Origin of the sequence: Bacillus sp. FSL H8-0545 (assembly GCF_038006105.1) — a bacterium.
Classification (GTDB): domain Bacteria; phylum Bacillota; class Bacilli; order Bacillales; family Bacillaceae_G; genus Bacillus_A; species Bacillus_A cereus_U.
Window position 1 is genome coordinate 1,002,616 of record NZ_JBBOUO010000001.1, and the last position, 13,362, is coordinate 1,015,977.

Below are 13,362 nucleotides of genomic sequence, written 5' to 3' on the forward strand. Positions count from 1 at the left end.
CCTAGTATGAAAGGCAGGCCTTTTTGTTATAGAAAAATGAGTAGTTTGCAATTGGACTAGGTTTTTTTAGTTTAATTCATATATTGGTGCAAATACAGCGCACATTTCTCAATACGTATCAGAAAAAAAGGTAGTACCTTCTATTTCAGGGGAATTCGTGAAATTTTCGATATAAATGGTATACTAATATAGAAATAATAGTAGGAGGTTATATATGATAAGTCAGTTGAAAAGAGAAGCACTTGATGCATTAAAAGGAAAATGGGGATTAGCGGTAGGTGCAACCCTATTACTTGGAATCCTTATTGGAGCTGTTGAACTTCTAATCACAGGTGTTTTCTCGATGTTTTGGGGTTGGAAAGAAGCAAGTGATTCGCTTACAGTAAGTATTATTGCAATGCTTGTTATCGGTCCGTTAACAATAGGCGCCTATTATCTTGTTTTAAATGCAATCCGTGGGACTAGTGTTCGCATCGGTCATATATTTAGATGGTTTAGCGATGGAAGTAAGCTTATGAAGTCGTTTTTAACATATTTATTAATGTATGTATACTTGATTCTATGGACATTACTTCTTATTATTCCGGGTATTATTAAATCATTTTCTTATTCTATGACTTATTTTATTTTGAATGATCATCCAGAATACACAGCAAATCAAGCAATTACCGAAAGTCGCCGTATGATGAATGGACATAAAATGGATTACTTTTTACTATGCTTAAGTTTCCTTGGCTGGTTCCTTTTAAGTATTCTTACCTTAGGAATCGGTTTCTTATGGTTAGCACCTTATTTCTACGCGACATCGGCAGCATTTTATGAAGAGATTTCAAAAGAATATTATAAAAAAGAAGGTACTACCTTCTAATAAACCACCTAAACCACTTATCCCCTAAAGAATATAGGGAACAGATGGTTTAGGTGTTTTGATATGTGTTCTGTTTTCGGGTTCACTTCAGGACAAGGTATAGGTTTTTATCCCGCTATTTGTGGGCAGTAAAACTCCCACCTCAAAATTCAGGTGGAGCAAAGAAGTTAGGTGGGAGATCAACTGCCCGTAAACGCCCGATTGGTGCGGGCTGATAATCAGTGGGGGATGAACAAAACCCCCACTGATTAAAGTTTCACTTTATATAGAAATTCTTCCCTCTATGTTTTATCATAGAGGGTTATTTTTTTATGTAAAAATGATAGAAAATAATGAATAATATATGTAAAGGAAAAAGTGAGGTGAGTGAGATTGAGCAAATTTTTAATTCCGTATTCATTTTCTATATTAAGTTTCTTTATTTCAGTAACGGTACTTGATTTATATGATAGGATGGGAAAAAATAATGAGATGACTTCGCCGAACATACTTGGAAAGGTAATTCAATCTACTTCGCAAATGGGAGTCCTTACATTGTATTTTGGAGCACCTATTATTTTAGGTGGCTGTCTTCTTGGAGAGTTATTGTTTAGATTTATCATTTTACCATTTAAATTAAGCTATATTATATCTTTACTATTATATCTGCTTTTAGCTTTTAGTATTGTTTTTATCTTTTTGTCTGTAATGGTAGGAGTTCCAGCAGCATATGAAGAAGTTCGTACTCTTCAAATGATGTATTTCATGGGGATAACTATGATTTGCGCTGTTACATTTTTTGTGAACCGGAATATATGGGAGAAAAAAATAAGTTAATAATGGAGTGACAAAATGAAATACACGTGTCCATGCTGCGGATATAAAACATTAGAAGAAGAACCACCCGGCACATATGAAATTTGTAACATATGTTATTGGGAAGATGATCCCGTTCAGTTTAACGATCAGGACTATGAAGGCGGAGCAAATGAAGTTTCGCTAAGGCAAGCACAGAAAAATTTCATTGCATTTGGTGCTTGCGAGGAATGTTGTGTGGGATTAGTTAGAAAGCCGGCTAGCGAAGATGTGAAGGATGCTAGTTGGAGAGAAATTTGTTAAGTGGTTTATAAATAAAAATATTATTACTCAATTCAATAGGAGTAATAACATTTTTTTATTTAAGGATTTAATACGAATCAAGCTCAAGTTCGTATATTTGAAAATTCAAATGGGAAATGGAGAGAGCAAAAGAATATAAGTGGATATATTGGAAAAAAAGGTTTTGCAGTTGAGAGGAGTGAAAGTGGTATGAGTTCGCCAAGAGGAAAATACACAATTGGTTCAGCTTTCGGTAGACAAGGGAATCCTGGTACGAAACTTCCCTTTATTAATTTAACGCAAAATCACGTTTGGGTAGATGATTCGACATCTCCATACTATAATACTTTACAGGAAAAGCCTGTAAGAGGTAGATGGAAATCAGCTAAAAATATGTATATTCCAGCATATGATTATGGATTCGTAATTAATTATAATACTGAATCACGTACACCATACAAAGGAAGCGCAATCTTCTTCCATGTTTCTACTTCATGGACAGAAGGGTGTACAGGTGTAGATAAACAAAATGTTATTGATATGTTGAGATGGATCGATCCAGGGAAAAATCCTGTTATTATTCAAACTCCTGAACATGAACTGACAAACTATTAATTTGATAATCTTAAAAATTTTTATGTATAAAAGTTATATGTCATCTTTTTGTGTTAACCAATTGCACGAAAAGATGGCATTATTTTAAGTCTACTTTAATTAGTAGGCTTTTTTTGTTAATGTCGTACGCTAAGGCATTATTTAATTAAAAAACTTGGTGTTACCATTTTTTTTTGTTGTTATTAGGATTATCAATGATAACCTTGCCTTTTATTGAATTTTTGGTTGCCAAAAAGTATCAGTAGTGTAATAAAGCTTTTCATATATAAGGATTAGCATTTCTTGTGTTGAATGAATTCTTTGATTTAGAAGGTTAGCTAGAACTTGTTCAAGAAACTGTACTGCGGAAGCATTAAATCGTTGGTTAAGTCCTTCAGGGCTGATAAGAACACCTGTAGATACTTCAAGGCAGCTAACATAATTGTGTGAGTGATGTACTTGCGACCTGTTGGCTAATCCATACACATAAAGCAACGCCATCCTTTCCTATAATTCTAAAGAAAGGATAACGTCTTTTTTGCTTTATGGGTAGTGTAAAACCTCAGCTTGATAGTGATGGGATAAGGTCGGATTTATAACGCTAAGCATATTTTCAAGATGTTTCCCCTGATTTTAACAACGTTAAGAAAGTTTTAATGGTCTTAAAGAATCTGACGAGACCATTTTTCAAAATTAAAATGATAGCCCCCAGTAAATGAATATGTTCTCAGCCTAAAAAGGACATAGCGGGCAACAAATCCAGATTGAAATAATCTAACCGTTTTTGATATTCTATACTATAAACGTTGAGATACTGGGTTCTTTATTTCGGCATGAGTATCTTTTTTATCTAATCGATAACTAATAAAAGCTAGACCAGAAGCAATTAATGCTGCTAATCCTCCAACCCAAGAAAGATGTTCAAAGCTTCCTGTTTTTACAACAATTCCGCCTAATGCAGAACCTAATGCAATGCCAACATTAGTGGCTACTGGAGTTAAAGAGGAGGCAAAGTCTTTTGTTGCTGGAGAATACTTTTCCGCTAAATCCATAAAATACACCTGAATGGTTGCATTCGCAGCATATAACATCACAGCCATTAACATAATGCTTATAAGACCCATAATAGTCGAAGCCATTGTAAAATACAGCGAGATTAAAATGATGGCCTGAATAATAAAGGTATAGCGAAGTTTGCTAACTCCGTTTTGCTTGGCAATTCTTCCTGCTAAAAAGTTGCTGAATATTGAAAATACACCGTAAATAAATAATACAAAACTTACGAATTTTGATGGAATAGCCAATGCGTTTTCTAAAACAGGAGTGATATAAGTGTATATCGTGTAAGTTCCTGCAATAGTAAATGTAGGAATAAAGAAGGCCAAAATAATTCTTGGCTGTGTAAATAAGCTGAGCTGATCCTTTAGAGAACTCTTTGCACTTTGTAAATTTCTCGGTAGAACTAACATACTCATTATAAATGCTATAACTCCTAGTAAAGCAGTTAACCAAAAGGTCACATGCCAACTACCAAATTGACCAACAAACGTTCCAAGTGGTACACCCATCACGTTCGCTATGGTGAATCCTGAGAAAATTAAAGCGATGATGGATGATCTTTTCGCTTTCGGCATCGTATCATTGGCAATTGACATAGACAAAGCAGTCAATACACCACTAACAACTGCCGTTACAACTCTTGAAACGATTAAAATCGTGTAGGAAATTGCCATCGCGCTAACGACGTTTCCAAGGATAAATATCGAAATAAGAATCAACATCAGTGGATATTTTGGAAATCTACCTACAAATCCGGTAAATACGGGTGTACCGATTGCATAAGCAATTGCGAACCCTGAAATTAATGTGCCGGCAGTTGTTACAGAGATTCTTAAATCTGTAGAAACTTCTGTTAATAAACCTACGATAACAAACTCACTTGTTCCCATTACAAAGGTAAGCAGGGTTAAAGTAAAGGCTAAAATTTTTTGTTTATTACGTAGAGAACTTTCTTTGACATTAGTGGTCATATATCATTCACTCCCATTTTTATTATGTGAAGTAGACAAATTGAACAATGTTGCGCAACTGATATAGAAATATCGAGAATACTCGATATGTATATGAACAAAACAGAAACCTATCTAATTATTTTAGATGTCTGTTTTGAGAAATGAAGCGATCTGATGAATTGTTTCTTCGTTAATCTTATAATAAGTCCATTGACCATGCCGAATAGATTCGAGAAGCCCAGCTTTTTGCATCATATTCAAGTAGTGAGAAACCGTAGATTGAGAAGCTTTAGCTTTTTCCTGGATGTCCCCTACACAAACACCGCCCTCGATACTGATTTTTGGAAAATGCTTCTCCGGCTCTTTCAGCCACTGTAAAATGTTAAGCCGAGTCTCGTTTGACAATGCTTTAAATACTTCAACTGGTTCCATGACAATATAATATATCGAACCTTCTCGATATGTCAAATGTTAACATATCATTTTATAGTGTTTTGGGGGCATTTAATTCCTTAGCTTGATGGTAATGAGGCGAGATCCTCTGCACGCTTTTATGAAGAATTCTTATTTACACTAAGGATTGAAATCTTATTGGTATCTTAAAATGTAGGGAGGGGAAAATATTGTAAAAAAATATTGTATGTTTTAAAACCATATGTTACATTGATGTTACAAATGGATTACTGAGTGTGACTTTTGTTACATTTTGTTTTCTGGTTGTTTTCGGTGTGTTACGAATTGTAGTTTGTATTTCTAATTAATTGAAAATATTTAAAGTTGAAGAAATAGCAAACTATAAAATAAAAATGGTTTTTTTATGTGTATAAGAGTGTGTGTAGTAAAGAGCCTGAGTGAGAGCTTTATGCACATTATTAAAATTCCTTTCTGTCTTAAAAGAAGAAGACTACCAACTATTTAGGAATTTTAAGTAATGATAGTGAATGAAATGTACTTCTTTTCCAACACACAATGTAGTACATAGTTTACTTTCAGTCTAATTACTACACAGACTTTTATACATATGACGTTATTGTTTTAGGCATATATAGGGGGAGAGAAAATGAGAAAGTTATTAACAGTAATTGGACTTACGTTTTTAATGCTAGCGGGATGTAGTAATGGGGATTTTGAAAAAGAGATGGATGAGGGGAAGACGGCGTTAACGAATAAAGAATATAAAAATGCTTTATCATCATTTGAAAGAGCACTAGATGAGAAAAAAGATGATTCAGATGCAAAAGTGTTTGTAGAGCAAACGAAAGCAATGATTGAAGCAGTGAGGCTAAAAGAAGAAGCAAAATTAGAAGAATCGATCAAGTCACTTGAAAAAGTAGAGAGCGTGAAGAATGGAAGTAATGCGCTTATAAAACAAGCAAAGGAAGAACGAACAGCATTAGTAGCTATCTTAGAACAAAAAAAGAAGTATGAAGAGCAGCTGGTGAAAAGTGAAGAGTTAATAAGTAAGAAAAATTATGCAGAAGCGAAAGAGATGTTAAATAAGGTAGTTTCAGAAACAAAAGATAACAAGAACCTTGAAGAGTATAATAAAAAAGCTTTAGGATTAATCACTAAAATTGGTGAAGAAGAAAAAAAAGAAAAGAGTGAAACAGCAGCAGCGAAGGCACAAAAAACAGATGCAGGAACGAGTCAAAAAGTAGCGACAGAAAAGAACCAAAAAGTGGAGTCTGAAAAGAACCAAAAGGTAGCGACAGAAAAGAATCAAAAAGTAGTCACAGAAAAGAACCAAAAAGTAGAGACAGAGAAGAATCAAAAGGTAGAGACAGAGAAGAATCAAAAGGTAGAGACAGAGAAGAATCAAAAAGTAGAGACGGAAAAGAATCAAAAGGTAGAGACAGAGAAGAAGCAAGATGAATTTACTTTTGAGAAAGCTAAAGGATATATTAAAAAAGAATATAATGAAGAATATCAATACACTTTAGAGGATACTCAAGTCGAAAATGGAAAGAAATATTATAAGATTAGAGTGCGTACGACATATAAAATAGAAGGCGCAGCTGGATCAGGATTTACTGGAGTATTCAAGGTATTCGAAGATGGTACAGTTATTGAAATGCACTAAATCGATGAAAAGGTATCCTCAAAGTATTTGAGGGTACCTTTTTTATATTATTTGGCATAAAAAAAGCATCTAGCAAAAGTACTAGATGCAAATAAAAACACAAGGGAAGATAAATGTCTTCCCTTTTCCCGTAAGTAATTATATCAAAAAAATTATAAAAAACTAGCTTTATTTTTAATATAATTGATGTGTGAGGCTATGAAAGTAAAAGATTACACTATTTTCGTAGTGTTTTATCCCGCATTAACTGCCCGTAAAAGCCCGATTGGTTCAACTAATAATCAGTGGGGGATGAACAAAACCCCCACTGATTATAGTTTCACTTTATTAAGAAAAGGAGTTGTGTCCATGATTAATTTCAAACCAGAAAATTTAAACCAACTATTAAAAGTGATGCTGATTAGTGCGAATAAGTCTTATGACGCGATTAAAGAGTATGAATTTACAGGCGAAGCGGTAGTATTCCGTATAGATTTTGAGTATATAGATGTTGCTCTTATGGTTACGGATATGTTAGGAAGACCTGCTTCTAAATTTAACATTTTGCCATATGCTCGTCCTAATACGAATGAAATAGATTACATTCAGTTTCAAGTGTATTCCATTAATGAAGGGAATTTTAAAGAAATGCTCGATATGATGTGATAACTATAATTTTACAAAATTGTATATAAAGCCTTATTTTCTGCTAATATATAATTAATAAATTCATATAATTGGAGTGATGAGATGCAGCCGTTAGAAAGGGAGATTCATTCTAATATGCTAAAAGTGTGGAGAATTCACGCTTTAATTGGGGCGGCGGTTATACTAGCAGTCGTAATTGCGTATTTCTTTTTTATGATTAACTTTAACTGGTGGGGCTGGTTGTTTGGATTGTTAGTAACAGGTGCTATTACATTTATCCCGCTTGATTATTTTGTGTTTCCAAATTTACGGCAGCGCTATTATAGTTACAGATTAAATGAAGAAGAGATTGAAATTCAAAAGGGAATGTTCGTTGTAAAGCGCGTGCTTATTCCGATGATCCGCGTGCAGCACGTTACAATTGAACAAGGGCCGATTATGAGAAAGTATAATTTAGCAGAATTACATATTTCAACAGCGGCAACTTCTCATAGTATTCCAGGTTTAACGAAAGAAGAAGCAGAGCAGTTGAAAAGACAAATTGGAGAGCTTGCGAAAGTGAGTGATGAGGGTGTATAAGAGGCAACATCCGATCACGATTTTGTTAGGTATTCGAATTGCGAGTTTGTTACCACTTATTATTCTTGTTATGTTTAAACCTGAAGAACAAGTGAAGCCTTGGTATTTATTTTATCTTTTCCTTCTGTTTGTTTTATTCATTATGGCTATTTTTTCAGCTGTAAAATGGTATTTCAAAGTGTACTGGATTGAGAATAATATTTTACATATAAAACACGGTGTTTTTGTGAAGAAGGAAAGCTATTTAAATAAAGATCGTGTACAAAATATTAGTACGTCTTCTAATGTGATCTATCAGCTATTTGGACTTACGAAATTAAATATAGAAGTAGCTGGCGGCGGTAGTGAGCCGGAAGTTATGTTAGCTGGTGTTAAAGAAGACGAGGCGAAGCAACTCATTGCATTATTGAATAAAAAAGAAAGTGTTGTAACTGAAGAGATACCTGAAGAGGTAAACGAGGTTGTTTACCAATTAACAGCGAAAGAAATTTTATTCGCATCTATTACATCTGGCAGATTTGGATTAGTGTTTTCTATGTTAGTAATCCTTTACTCAGAGTTTAATCAATTTCTACCAAAATGGCTCATAAATAAAGTGGAAGCGTATGTGATGGATAACGGTGTATATGAATTAATCGTTATGGCCGCGATTTTAATGGTAATTTCGTGGGTCATTTCTACAGCCGGCTATGCGTTAAAATATGCGAACTTTAAAATTGAGCGAACCAGAAATGAAATTCGTATCGTTCAAGGGCTATTTGATAAGAAAGAGTTTGTTTTAAAATTACACCGCATTCAAGCGATTACTGTGAAAGAAGGAATTCTCCGCCAGCCTTTCGGTTATTGTTCTGTCGAAGTGGAAGTGATTCAAAGTATAGAATCCGCCGGGGATGAAGTGATGTTACATCCTTTTATGAAGAAGAAAGATGTGCAGCAGTTACTCGCCTATTTACAGTTGCCGTATGAAATAGAAGAAGCAATCGTTCATTTACCGAAGGCTGCATTGCGTCGTTATGTCGTAATGGGCTGGATTACAAGTGCTGTGCTCGCAATGCCGATCGCCGGTGCGAGTATATATTTTAAACAACATACTGCGTTGTTCGTTCTTATACCGTTATTTATTGTATTTACGTTACTTGCATACGCTAGATATAAAAGTGGTGGATATATGATACGAGAAAATCAGTTAGTAATGGTGTACCGAGGCCTTGCGAAATATACAGGGATCATGCGAAGAAGGCATGTTCAAGCAGTAGGATATAATCAGTCGCATTTTCAAAAGAAAGACGAGTTATGTACAGCTGCCGTATCGGTAGCGGGACATGGTTATGAAGTGAAGCATATGCGAAAAGAAGACGCGCTTCGCATATATAATTGGTACAAAGAAAAAGGAAACACCAGTGTGTAATGGTGTTTCCTTTTTTGTGTCGTCATTTGTCGATAAGTCGATATATTTCAAAAATCGCTGATATAATTCGAGTTGCGCCGATATATTCGAAAAATCGCCGATATAATTTCACATATCGCAGGCTCCGAACTCCGAAAATTAAACTAACACATCAAAAGTAGTCACAAAAGAAGGACGAGAGAAAATGCTTTTTTGCTGTTCTGCATGTGGATGCGCCTGTGCTTGTCCTTCTGCTTGTGCAGGGCGTTTTTTATGAGCGTTTTCGAATGAACGTGATTCTGTCCAGTCTTTAAAGTTTTGCTCTGTTTCCCACATCGTTAAAATGACATATGTATCATTACTTAATGGGCGAAGAACGCGGATTGCTTGGAAACCAGGTTCGTTTTCGATAAGACCTGCGCGGTTTTTAAAACGGTTTTCAAATACAGGGCGACCTTCGTCTGTTACAGAAATGTTGTTACAAACGATGTAGCCAGGTTGTCCTTTAAATTCTCCAACAGCGTCTAATACATCATATTGAAGTGAGGATTCTACAGATTCTTCAGTATTTTCTTTATAAAACATATCTTTTTCGTTATTTTTTGCAGTGAAATGTGCTTGTTCTAGAGGTGTTTCGTATGAAATAATAGCCTTCATTTTAATGCCCCCTTTATAGTTTGTCTCTATTATATCAACTCTTGTGAAAAACTTCGAAGATTATATACATAAAGATACTTCTTTTTCAAATAATAAATGTACCATCATTTGGAAAGAAGGCCGATGTATGAAGAAAGCAAAGTGGACTTTATTAGGCGGGGTAGCAACGTTTGTAGTAGCGATTGTACTTTATAAACTTATTGTGTTAGCTGGTGGCTATATGATGGATGAAAAGCAGCTTGTTTTCCACTCTTCATCACGTATCGTTGACCAGAAAGGAAAAGAAATTACGAAGTTATATGTAGAAAATAGAGAGCTCGTGCCGATTGAAGAAATTCCAAAGTACGTGCAGCAAGCATTTATTGCTGTGGAAGATTCTCGTTTTTATGAGCATCAAGGAATTGATTACCCTTCTATATTTCGGGCGCTTTATAAAGACGCTTTAGCTGGAGAGAAGGTAGAAGGCGGTAGTACAATTACGCAGCAACTAGCTAAAAATGTCTTTTTAACTCGCGAAAAAACATTTACGCGTAAATTGAAAGAGGTCGCAATTTCTCTTCAATTAGAGCAAAAATATACGAAGCAGCAAATTCTTGAAATGTACATGAACCATATTTATTTTGGTCACGGGGCATATGGTATTCAAGCGGCGGCTAAATTGTATTTTAATAAAAATGTAGAAGATTTAACAGTGGAAGAGGGAGCTATGCTTGCAGGGCTTCCGAAAGCGCCAAATGGCTATTCACCGTACTTATCTCCTGAGAAGAGCAAGGAACGCCGTGATCTTGTTTTGTCCCTTATGCATAAACAAGGCTATTTAACAGCGGAAGATAGTGTTCGTTACCAAGGGAAAACAATCGCTCTTTATAAAAATGCAGATGAACGTGAACTCGCATATATGCCGTATATCGATATGGTTATAGATGAAGCGGCGCGTTTATATGGTTTATCGCATCAAGAAGTACTACGCGGAGGATATACGTTTGTCGTACCGATGGATGAAAAAGTTCAAAAGGTGGCATATAACCAGTTTCAAGATGCGAGAAATTTCCCTGGTAAAGAAAACGGGGCGCAAGGTGCATTTTTATTAATGGATAACCAGACAGGCGGAATTAAAGCCGCGATTGGCGGAAGAGAGTATGTTCCGAGAGGGCTTAATCGCGTTTTTGCAAAGCGGCAGCCTGGTTCTGTTTTAAAGCCACTTATCGTATATGGCCCAGCACTCGAGACGAAAAAATATAATCCATATTCTTTATTAACGAATGAAAAAAGTTCGTTTGAAGGATATGAACCTCGAAATTATAATCATGAGTACACGAAAGAGATGACGATGTACGATGCGGTATTAGAATCAGCAAACGTGCCAGCTGTATCTTTATTAAATGAATTAGGGGTAGATGAGGGAAAGCAATATTTAGAGAAAGGGAATGTTCATATTGCAGACTCAGGTTTAAGCACAGCACTTGGCGGGCTGAAAAATGGTGTTTCTCCATTTGATCTTGTCAAAATGTACCGATCTTTTTTAGCAAACGGGAATATTATCGAACCGCACGTTATTGATAAAGTGTTAAATAGACACGGGGCAGTCATTGGAGAATCATCAAAAGCTGAAACGAAAGTCTTTTCAAAGCAAACGGCATGGTATATGACAAAGATGCTTGAAGGAGTTGTGAAAGAAGGTACGGCGAAAGCTGGCGTATATAATGGAGCTTTAGCTGGAAAAACAGGCACAACTTCACTGCCGAATGACGACCATGGTGCGCGTGATATGTGGTTTGTTGGATATACACCGAATTTAGTAGGTGCAGTTTGGATTGGCTATGACCGCACCGATAAAGAGCATCAATTACAAGATGGAAATGCATCTGCAACGATGTTATTTAAAAAGATTTTAACGAAAGCAAATATACAAGATAAAGCGAGTTTTCATAGACCAAAAGGTGTTGAAACAATTGGGCTGCCAATTCGTTTAGATAAGATTAAAAACGTGGAAGCAAAACTAGCTTTTAGTCCTTTCGGTTTATTTGCAATGAAACTAAGCTGGACGCCGCTTCCTGATGAGAGAATTATGTATCGAATTTATAAAGTTGAAAAAGGAATGCATACTCACTTTGGAACGGTAAAAGGAACAGGGAAATATGAGGAAAAGTTTATTAATATATTCTCAAAATCAAGTTTTTACGTTGTGCCATATAACACACAAACGAACCGTGAAGGAGAAAAGTCAAAAGTAGCTAAACCATAGTTTTTCTCTGTGTTATAATAAGAATGTTGTGAAAATAGTAAGCGGTTTTACGAATGTTTGTGTCAATTTAATGAACAACGTACATAATGTTATGCATTTTGTTTTTACAAGCTGTATAGTAAAAAAAGATAAATATCGGAATAGAGCATATTTAAAGAAAAAGCATTGGTAAGGAAGGGAGCTAGGGTCTTGGTAAGAACTATAAATGAGACATTTTTAAAAGCATGTAGGGGGGAACGCACGGAGTATGTACCAGCATGGTATATGCGTCAAGCAGGTCGTTCGCAGCCGGAATATAGAAAGATAAAAGAAAAGTATTCTTTATTTGAAATTACACATAATCCAGAGTTATGTGCTTACGTTACAAAGTTACCAGTTGATCAATATAACGTAGATGCAGCAATTCTGTATAAAGATATTATGTCACCACTACCTGCAATTGGTGTTGATGTGGAAATTAAATCTGGCATTGGTCCAGTTATCGATAATCCAATCCGTTCTTTACAAGATGTAGAAAAATTAGGGGAAATCAATCCAGAAGATGATGTACCTTACATATTAGATACAATTCGCTTATTAACGACAGAAATGTTAGATGTACCGTTAATCGGTTTTTCAGGAGCTCCATTTACGTTAGCGAGCTATATGATTGAAGGCGGTCCTTCTCGTAACTATCATAATACGAAAGCGTTTATGTATGCAGAGCCGAAAGCTTGGTTCGCTTTAATGGATAAGCTGGCAGATATGGTTATTACATATTTAAAAGCGCAAATTAATGCAGGAGCAAAAGCGGTTCAAATTTTCGATTCTTGGGTTGGAACAGTAAATGTAGCGGATTACCGCATATTTATTAAACCAGCGATGGAACGTATTTTTGCAGAAGTTCGCACGATGGGTGTTCCAATGATTATGCACGGCGTTGGGGCTGGACACTTAGTGAATGAATGGCACGACTTACCGCTTGATGTAGTCGGTTTAGATTGGCGCTTATCAATCGAAGAAGCACGCACGCGTGGCGTTCATAAGGCGGTACAAGGAAATATGGATCCTTCATTCTTACTAGCACCTTGGCCTGTTATTGAAGAACATGTAAAAGGTATTTTAGATCAAGGGATGAAGCAGCCAGGTTACATCTTTAACTTAGGTCATGGCGTATTCCCAGAAGTAAATCCAGATACATTAAAACGCTTAACTACATTTATTCATGAGTACTCTAAAGAACAGTTAGCGAAGTAA

At 35.6% G+C, this 13,362-nt stretch carries 13 protein-coding genes and 1 pseudogene; 10 read left to right on the forward strand and 4 right to left on the reverse strand.

The annotated features are described in order from the left end of the window. Nucleotides 1-214: 214 nt before the first annotated feature. From MHI07_RS05300 to MHI07_RS05315, 4 genes are all read left to right on the forward strand, one after another. The gene (locus MHI07_RS05300) at nucleotides 215-868 is read left to right on the forward strand and encodes a DUF975 family protein (protein ID WP_002158990.1); all 654 of its coding nucleotides are present in this window, start codon (nucleotides 215-217) and stop codon (nucleotides 866-868) included. Nucleotides 869-1,234: 366 nt separating this feature from the next. Beyond that, nucleotides 1,235-1,684, forward strand: a complete 450-nt coding sequence (locus MHI07_RS05305) for a hypothetical protein (RefSeq protein ID WP_374222300.1) — start codon at nucleotides 1,235-1,237, stop codon at nucleotides 1,682-1,684. Between the two features lie 15 nt (nucleotides 1,685-1,699). Next, nucleotides 1,700-1,966, forward strand: a complete 267-nt coding sequence (locus MHI07_RS05310; protein ID WP_088077899.1) for a CPCC family cysteine-rich protein — start codon at nucleotides 1,700-1,702, stop codon at nucleotides 1,964-1,966. 147 nt (nucleotides 1,967-2,113) lie between these two features. Next, nucleotides 2,114-2,560, forward strand: coding sequence for a L,D-transpeptidase family protein (locus MHI07_RS05315; RefSeq protein ID WP_324287103.1), 447 nt, complete (start codon nucleotides 2,114-2,116; stop codon nucleotides 2,558-2,560). A 285-nt stretch (nucleotides 2,561-2,845) separates the two neighbouring features. On the opposite strand, the pseudogene MHI07_RS05320 reads toward MHI07_RS05315, so the two are convergent. The 3 genes and pseudogenes from MHI07_RS05320 to MHI07_RS05330 all read right to left on the reverse strand — a co-directional run. Then, nucleotides 2,846-3,044: pseudogene (locus MHI07_RS05320) on the reverse strand (IS4 family transposase); the annotation flags it as partial. A gap of 292 nt (nucleotides 3,045-3,336) precedes the next feature. Further along, nucleotides 3,337-4,569: an MFS transporter gene (locus tag MHI07_RS05325; RefSeq protein ID WP_340822356.1), complete on the reverse strand. Its 1,233-nt coding sequence runs from the start codon at nucleotides 4,567-4,569 to the stop codon at nucleotides 3,337-3,339. A 123-nt stretch (nucleotides 4,570-4,692) separates the two neighbouring features. Beyond that, the gene (locus MHI07_RS05330) at nucleotides 4,693-4,983 is read right to left on the reverse strand and encodes an ArsR/SmtB family transcription factor (protein ID WP_002158984.1); all 291 of its coding nucleotides are present in this window, start codon (nucleotides 4,981-4,983) and stop codon (nucleotides 4,693-4,695) included. Nucleotides 4,984-5,611: 628 nt separating this feature from the next. Here MHI07_RS05330 and MHI07_RS05335 point away from each other — a divergent pair. The 4 genes from MHI07_RS05335 (at nucleotide 5,612) to MHI07_RS05350 (ending at nucleotide 9,245) form a co-directional block, all read left to right on the forward strand. Further along, a complete protein-coding gene (locus tag MHI07_RS05335; RefSeq protein ID WP_340822359.1) occupies nucleotides 5,612-6,631 on the forward strand; it encodes a hypothetical protein in 1,020 nt (339 codons plus the stop codon). Between the two features lie 348 nt (nucleotides 6,632-6,979). After that, complete coding sequence (locus MHI07_RS05340; protein ID WP_340822362.1) at nucleotides 6,980-7,276, forward strand: protoporphyrinogen oxidase; 297 nt, start codon at nucleotides 6,980-6,982, stop codon at nucleotides 7,274-7,276. An 84-nt stretch (nucleotides 7,277-7,360) separates the two neighbouring features. Next, nucleotides 7,361-7,837: a PH domain-containing protein gene (locus tag MHI07_RS05345; protein WP_219917405.1), complete on the forward strand. Its 477-nt coding sequence runs from the start codon at nucleotides 7,361-7,363 to the stop codon at nucleotides 7,835-7,837. Continuing rightward, nucleotides 7,830-9,245: a PH domain-containing protein gene (locus MHI07_RS05350; RefSeq protein WP_340822368.1), complete on the forward strand. Its 1,416-nt coding sequence runs from the start codon at nucleotides 7,830-7,832 to the stop codon at nucleotides 9,243-9,245. Before MHI07_RS05345 ends, MHI07_RS05350 begins: the two co-directional genes overlap by 8 nt. A gap of 138 nt (nucleotides 9,246-9,383) precedes the next feature. Here the strand turns inward: MHI07_RS05350 and hmoB are convergent, their stop codons facing one another. After that, nucleotides 9,384-9,881 carry a heme-degrading monooxygenase HmoB gene (gene hmoB, locus MHI07_RS05355; RefSeq protein ID WP_016104107.1) on the reverse strand — a complete coding sequence of 166 codons (498 nt, stop codon included), beginning with the start codon at nucleotides 9,879-9,881 and terminating at the stop codon, nucleotides 9,384-9,386. A 127-nt stretch (nucleotides 9,882-10,008) separates the two neighbouring features. On the opposite strand from hmoB, the gene MHI07_RS05360 reads away from it, so the two are divergent. After that, nucleotides 10,009-12,126 (forward strand): transglycosylase domain-containing protein, encoded by a 2,118-nt coding sequence (locus MHI07_RS05360; protein WP_340822371.1) that lies wholly within the window; start codon nucleotides 10,009-10,011, stop codon nucleotides 12,124-12,126. Between the two features lie 189 nt (nucleotides 12,127-12,315). Beyond that, on the forward strand, nucleotides 12,316-13,362 hold the full coding sequence (gene hemE, locus MHI07_RS05365; protein ID WP_340822373.1) for a uroporphyrinogen decarboxylase: 1,047 nt from the start codon (nucleotides 12,316-12,318) through the stop codon (nucleotides 13,360-13,362).

Bases quoted from the DNA above. Each gene is read 5' to 3' on its own strand.
- MHI07_RS05330 (WP_002158984.1), bottom strand. From the start codon at position 4,983: ATGGAACCAGTTGAAGTATTTAAAGCATTGTCAAACGAGACTCGGCTT.
- hmoB (WP_016104107.1), bottom strand. From the start codon at position 9,881: ATGAAGGCTATTATTTCATACGAAACACCTCTAGAACAAGCACATTTC.
- MHI07_RS05300 (WP_002158990.1), top strand. From the start codon at position 215: ATGATAAGTCAGTTGAAAAGAGAAGCACTTGATGCATTAAAAGGAAAA.
- MHI07_RS05325 (WP_340822356.1), bottom strand. From the start codon at position 4,569: ATGACCACTAATGTCAAAGAAAGTTCTCTACGTAATAAACAAAAAATT.
- MHI07_RS05335 (WP_340822359.1), top strand. From the start codon at position 5,612: ATGAGAAAGTTATTAACAGTAATTGGACTTACGTTTTTAATGCTAGCG.
- MHI07_RS05340 (WP_340822362.1), top strand. From the start codon at position 6,980: ATGATTAATTTCAAACCAGAAAATTTAAACCAACTATTAAAAGTGATG.
- MHI07_RS05310 (WP_088077899.1), top strand. From the start codon at position 1,700: ATGAAATACACGTGTCCATGCTGCGGATATAAAACATTAGAAGAAGAA.
- MHI07_RS05360 (WP_340822371.1), top strand. From the start codon at position 10,009: ATGAAGAAAGCAAAGTGGACTTTATTAGGCGGGGTAGCAACGTTTGTA.
- MHI07_RS05345 (WP_219917405.1), top strand. From the start codon at position 7,361: ATGCAGCCGTTAGAAAGGGAGATTCATTCTAATATGCTAAAAGTGTGG.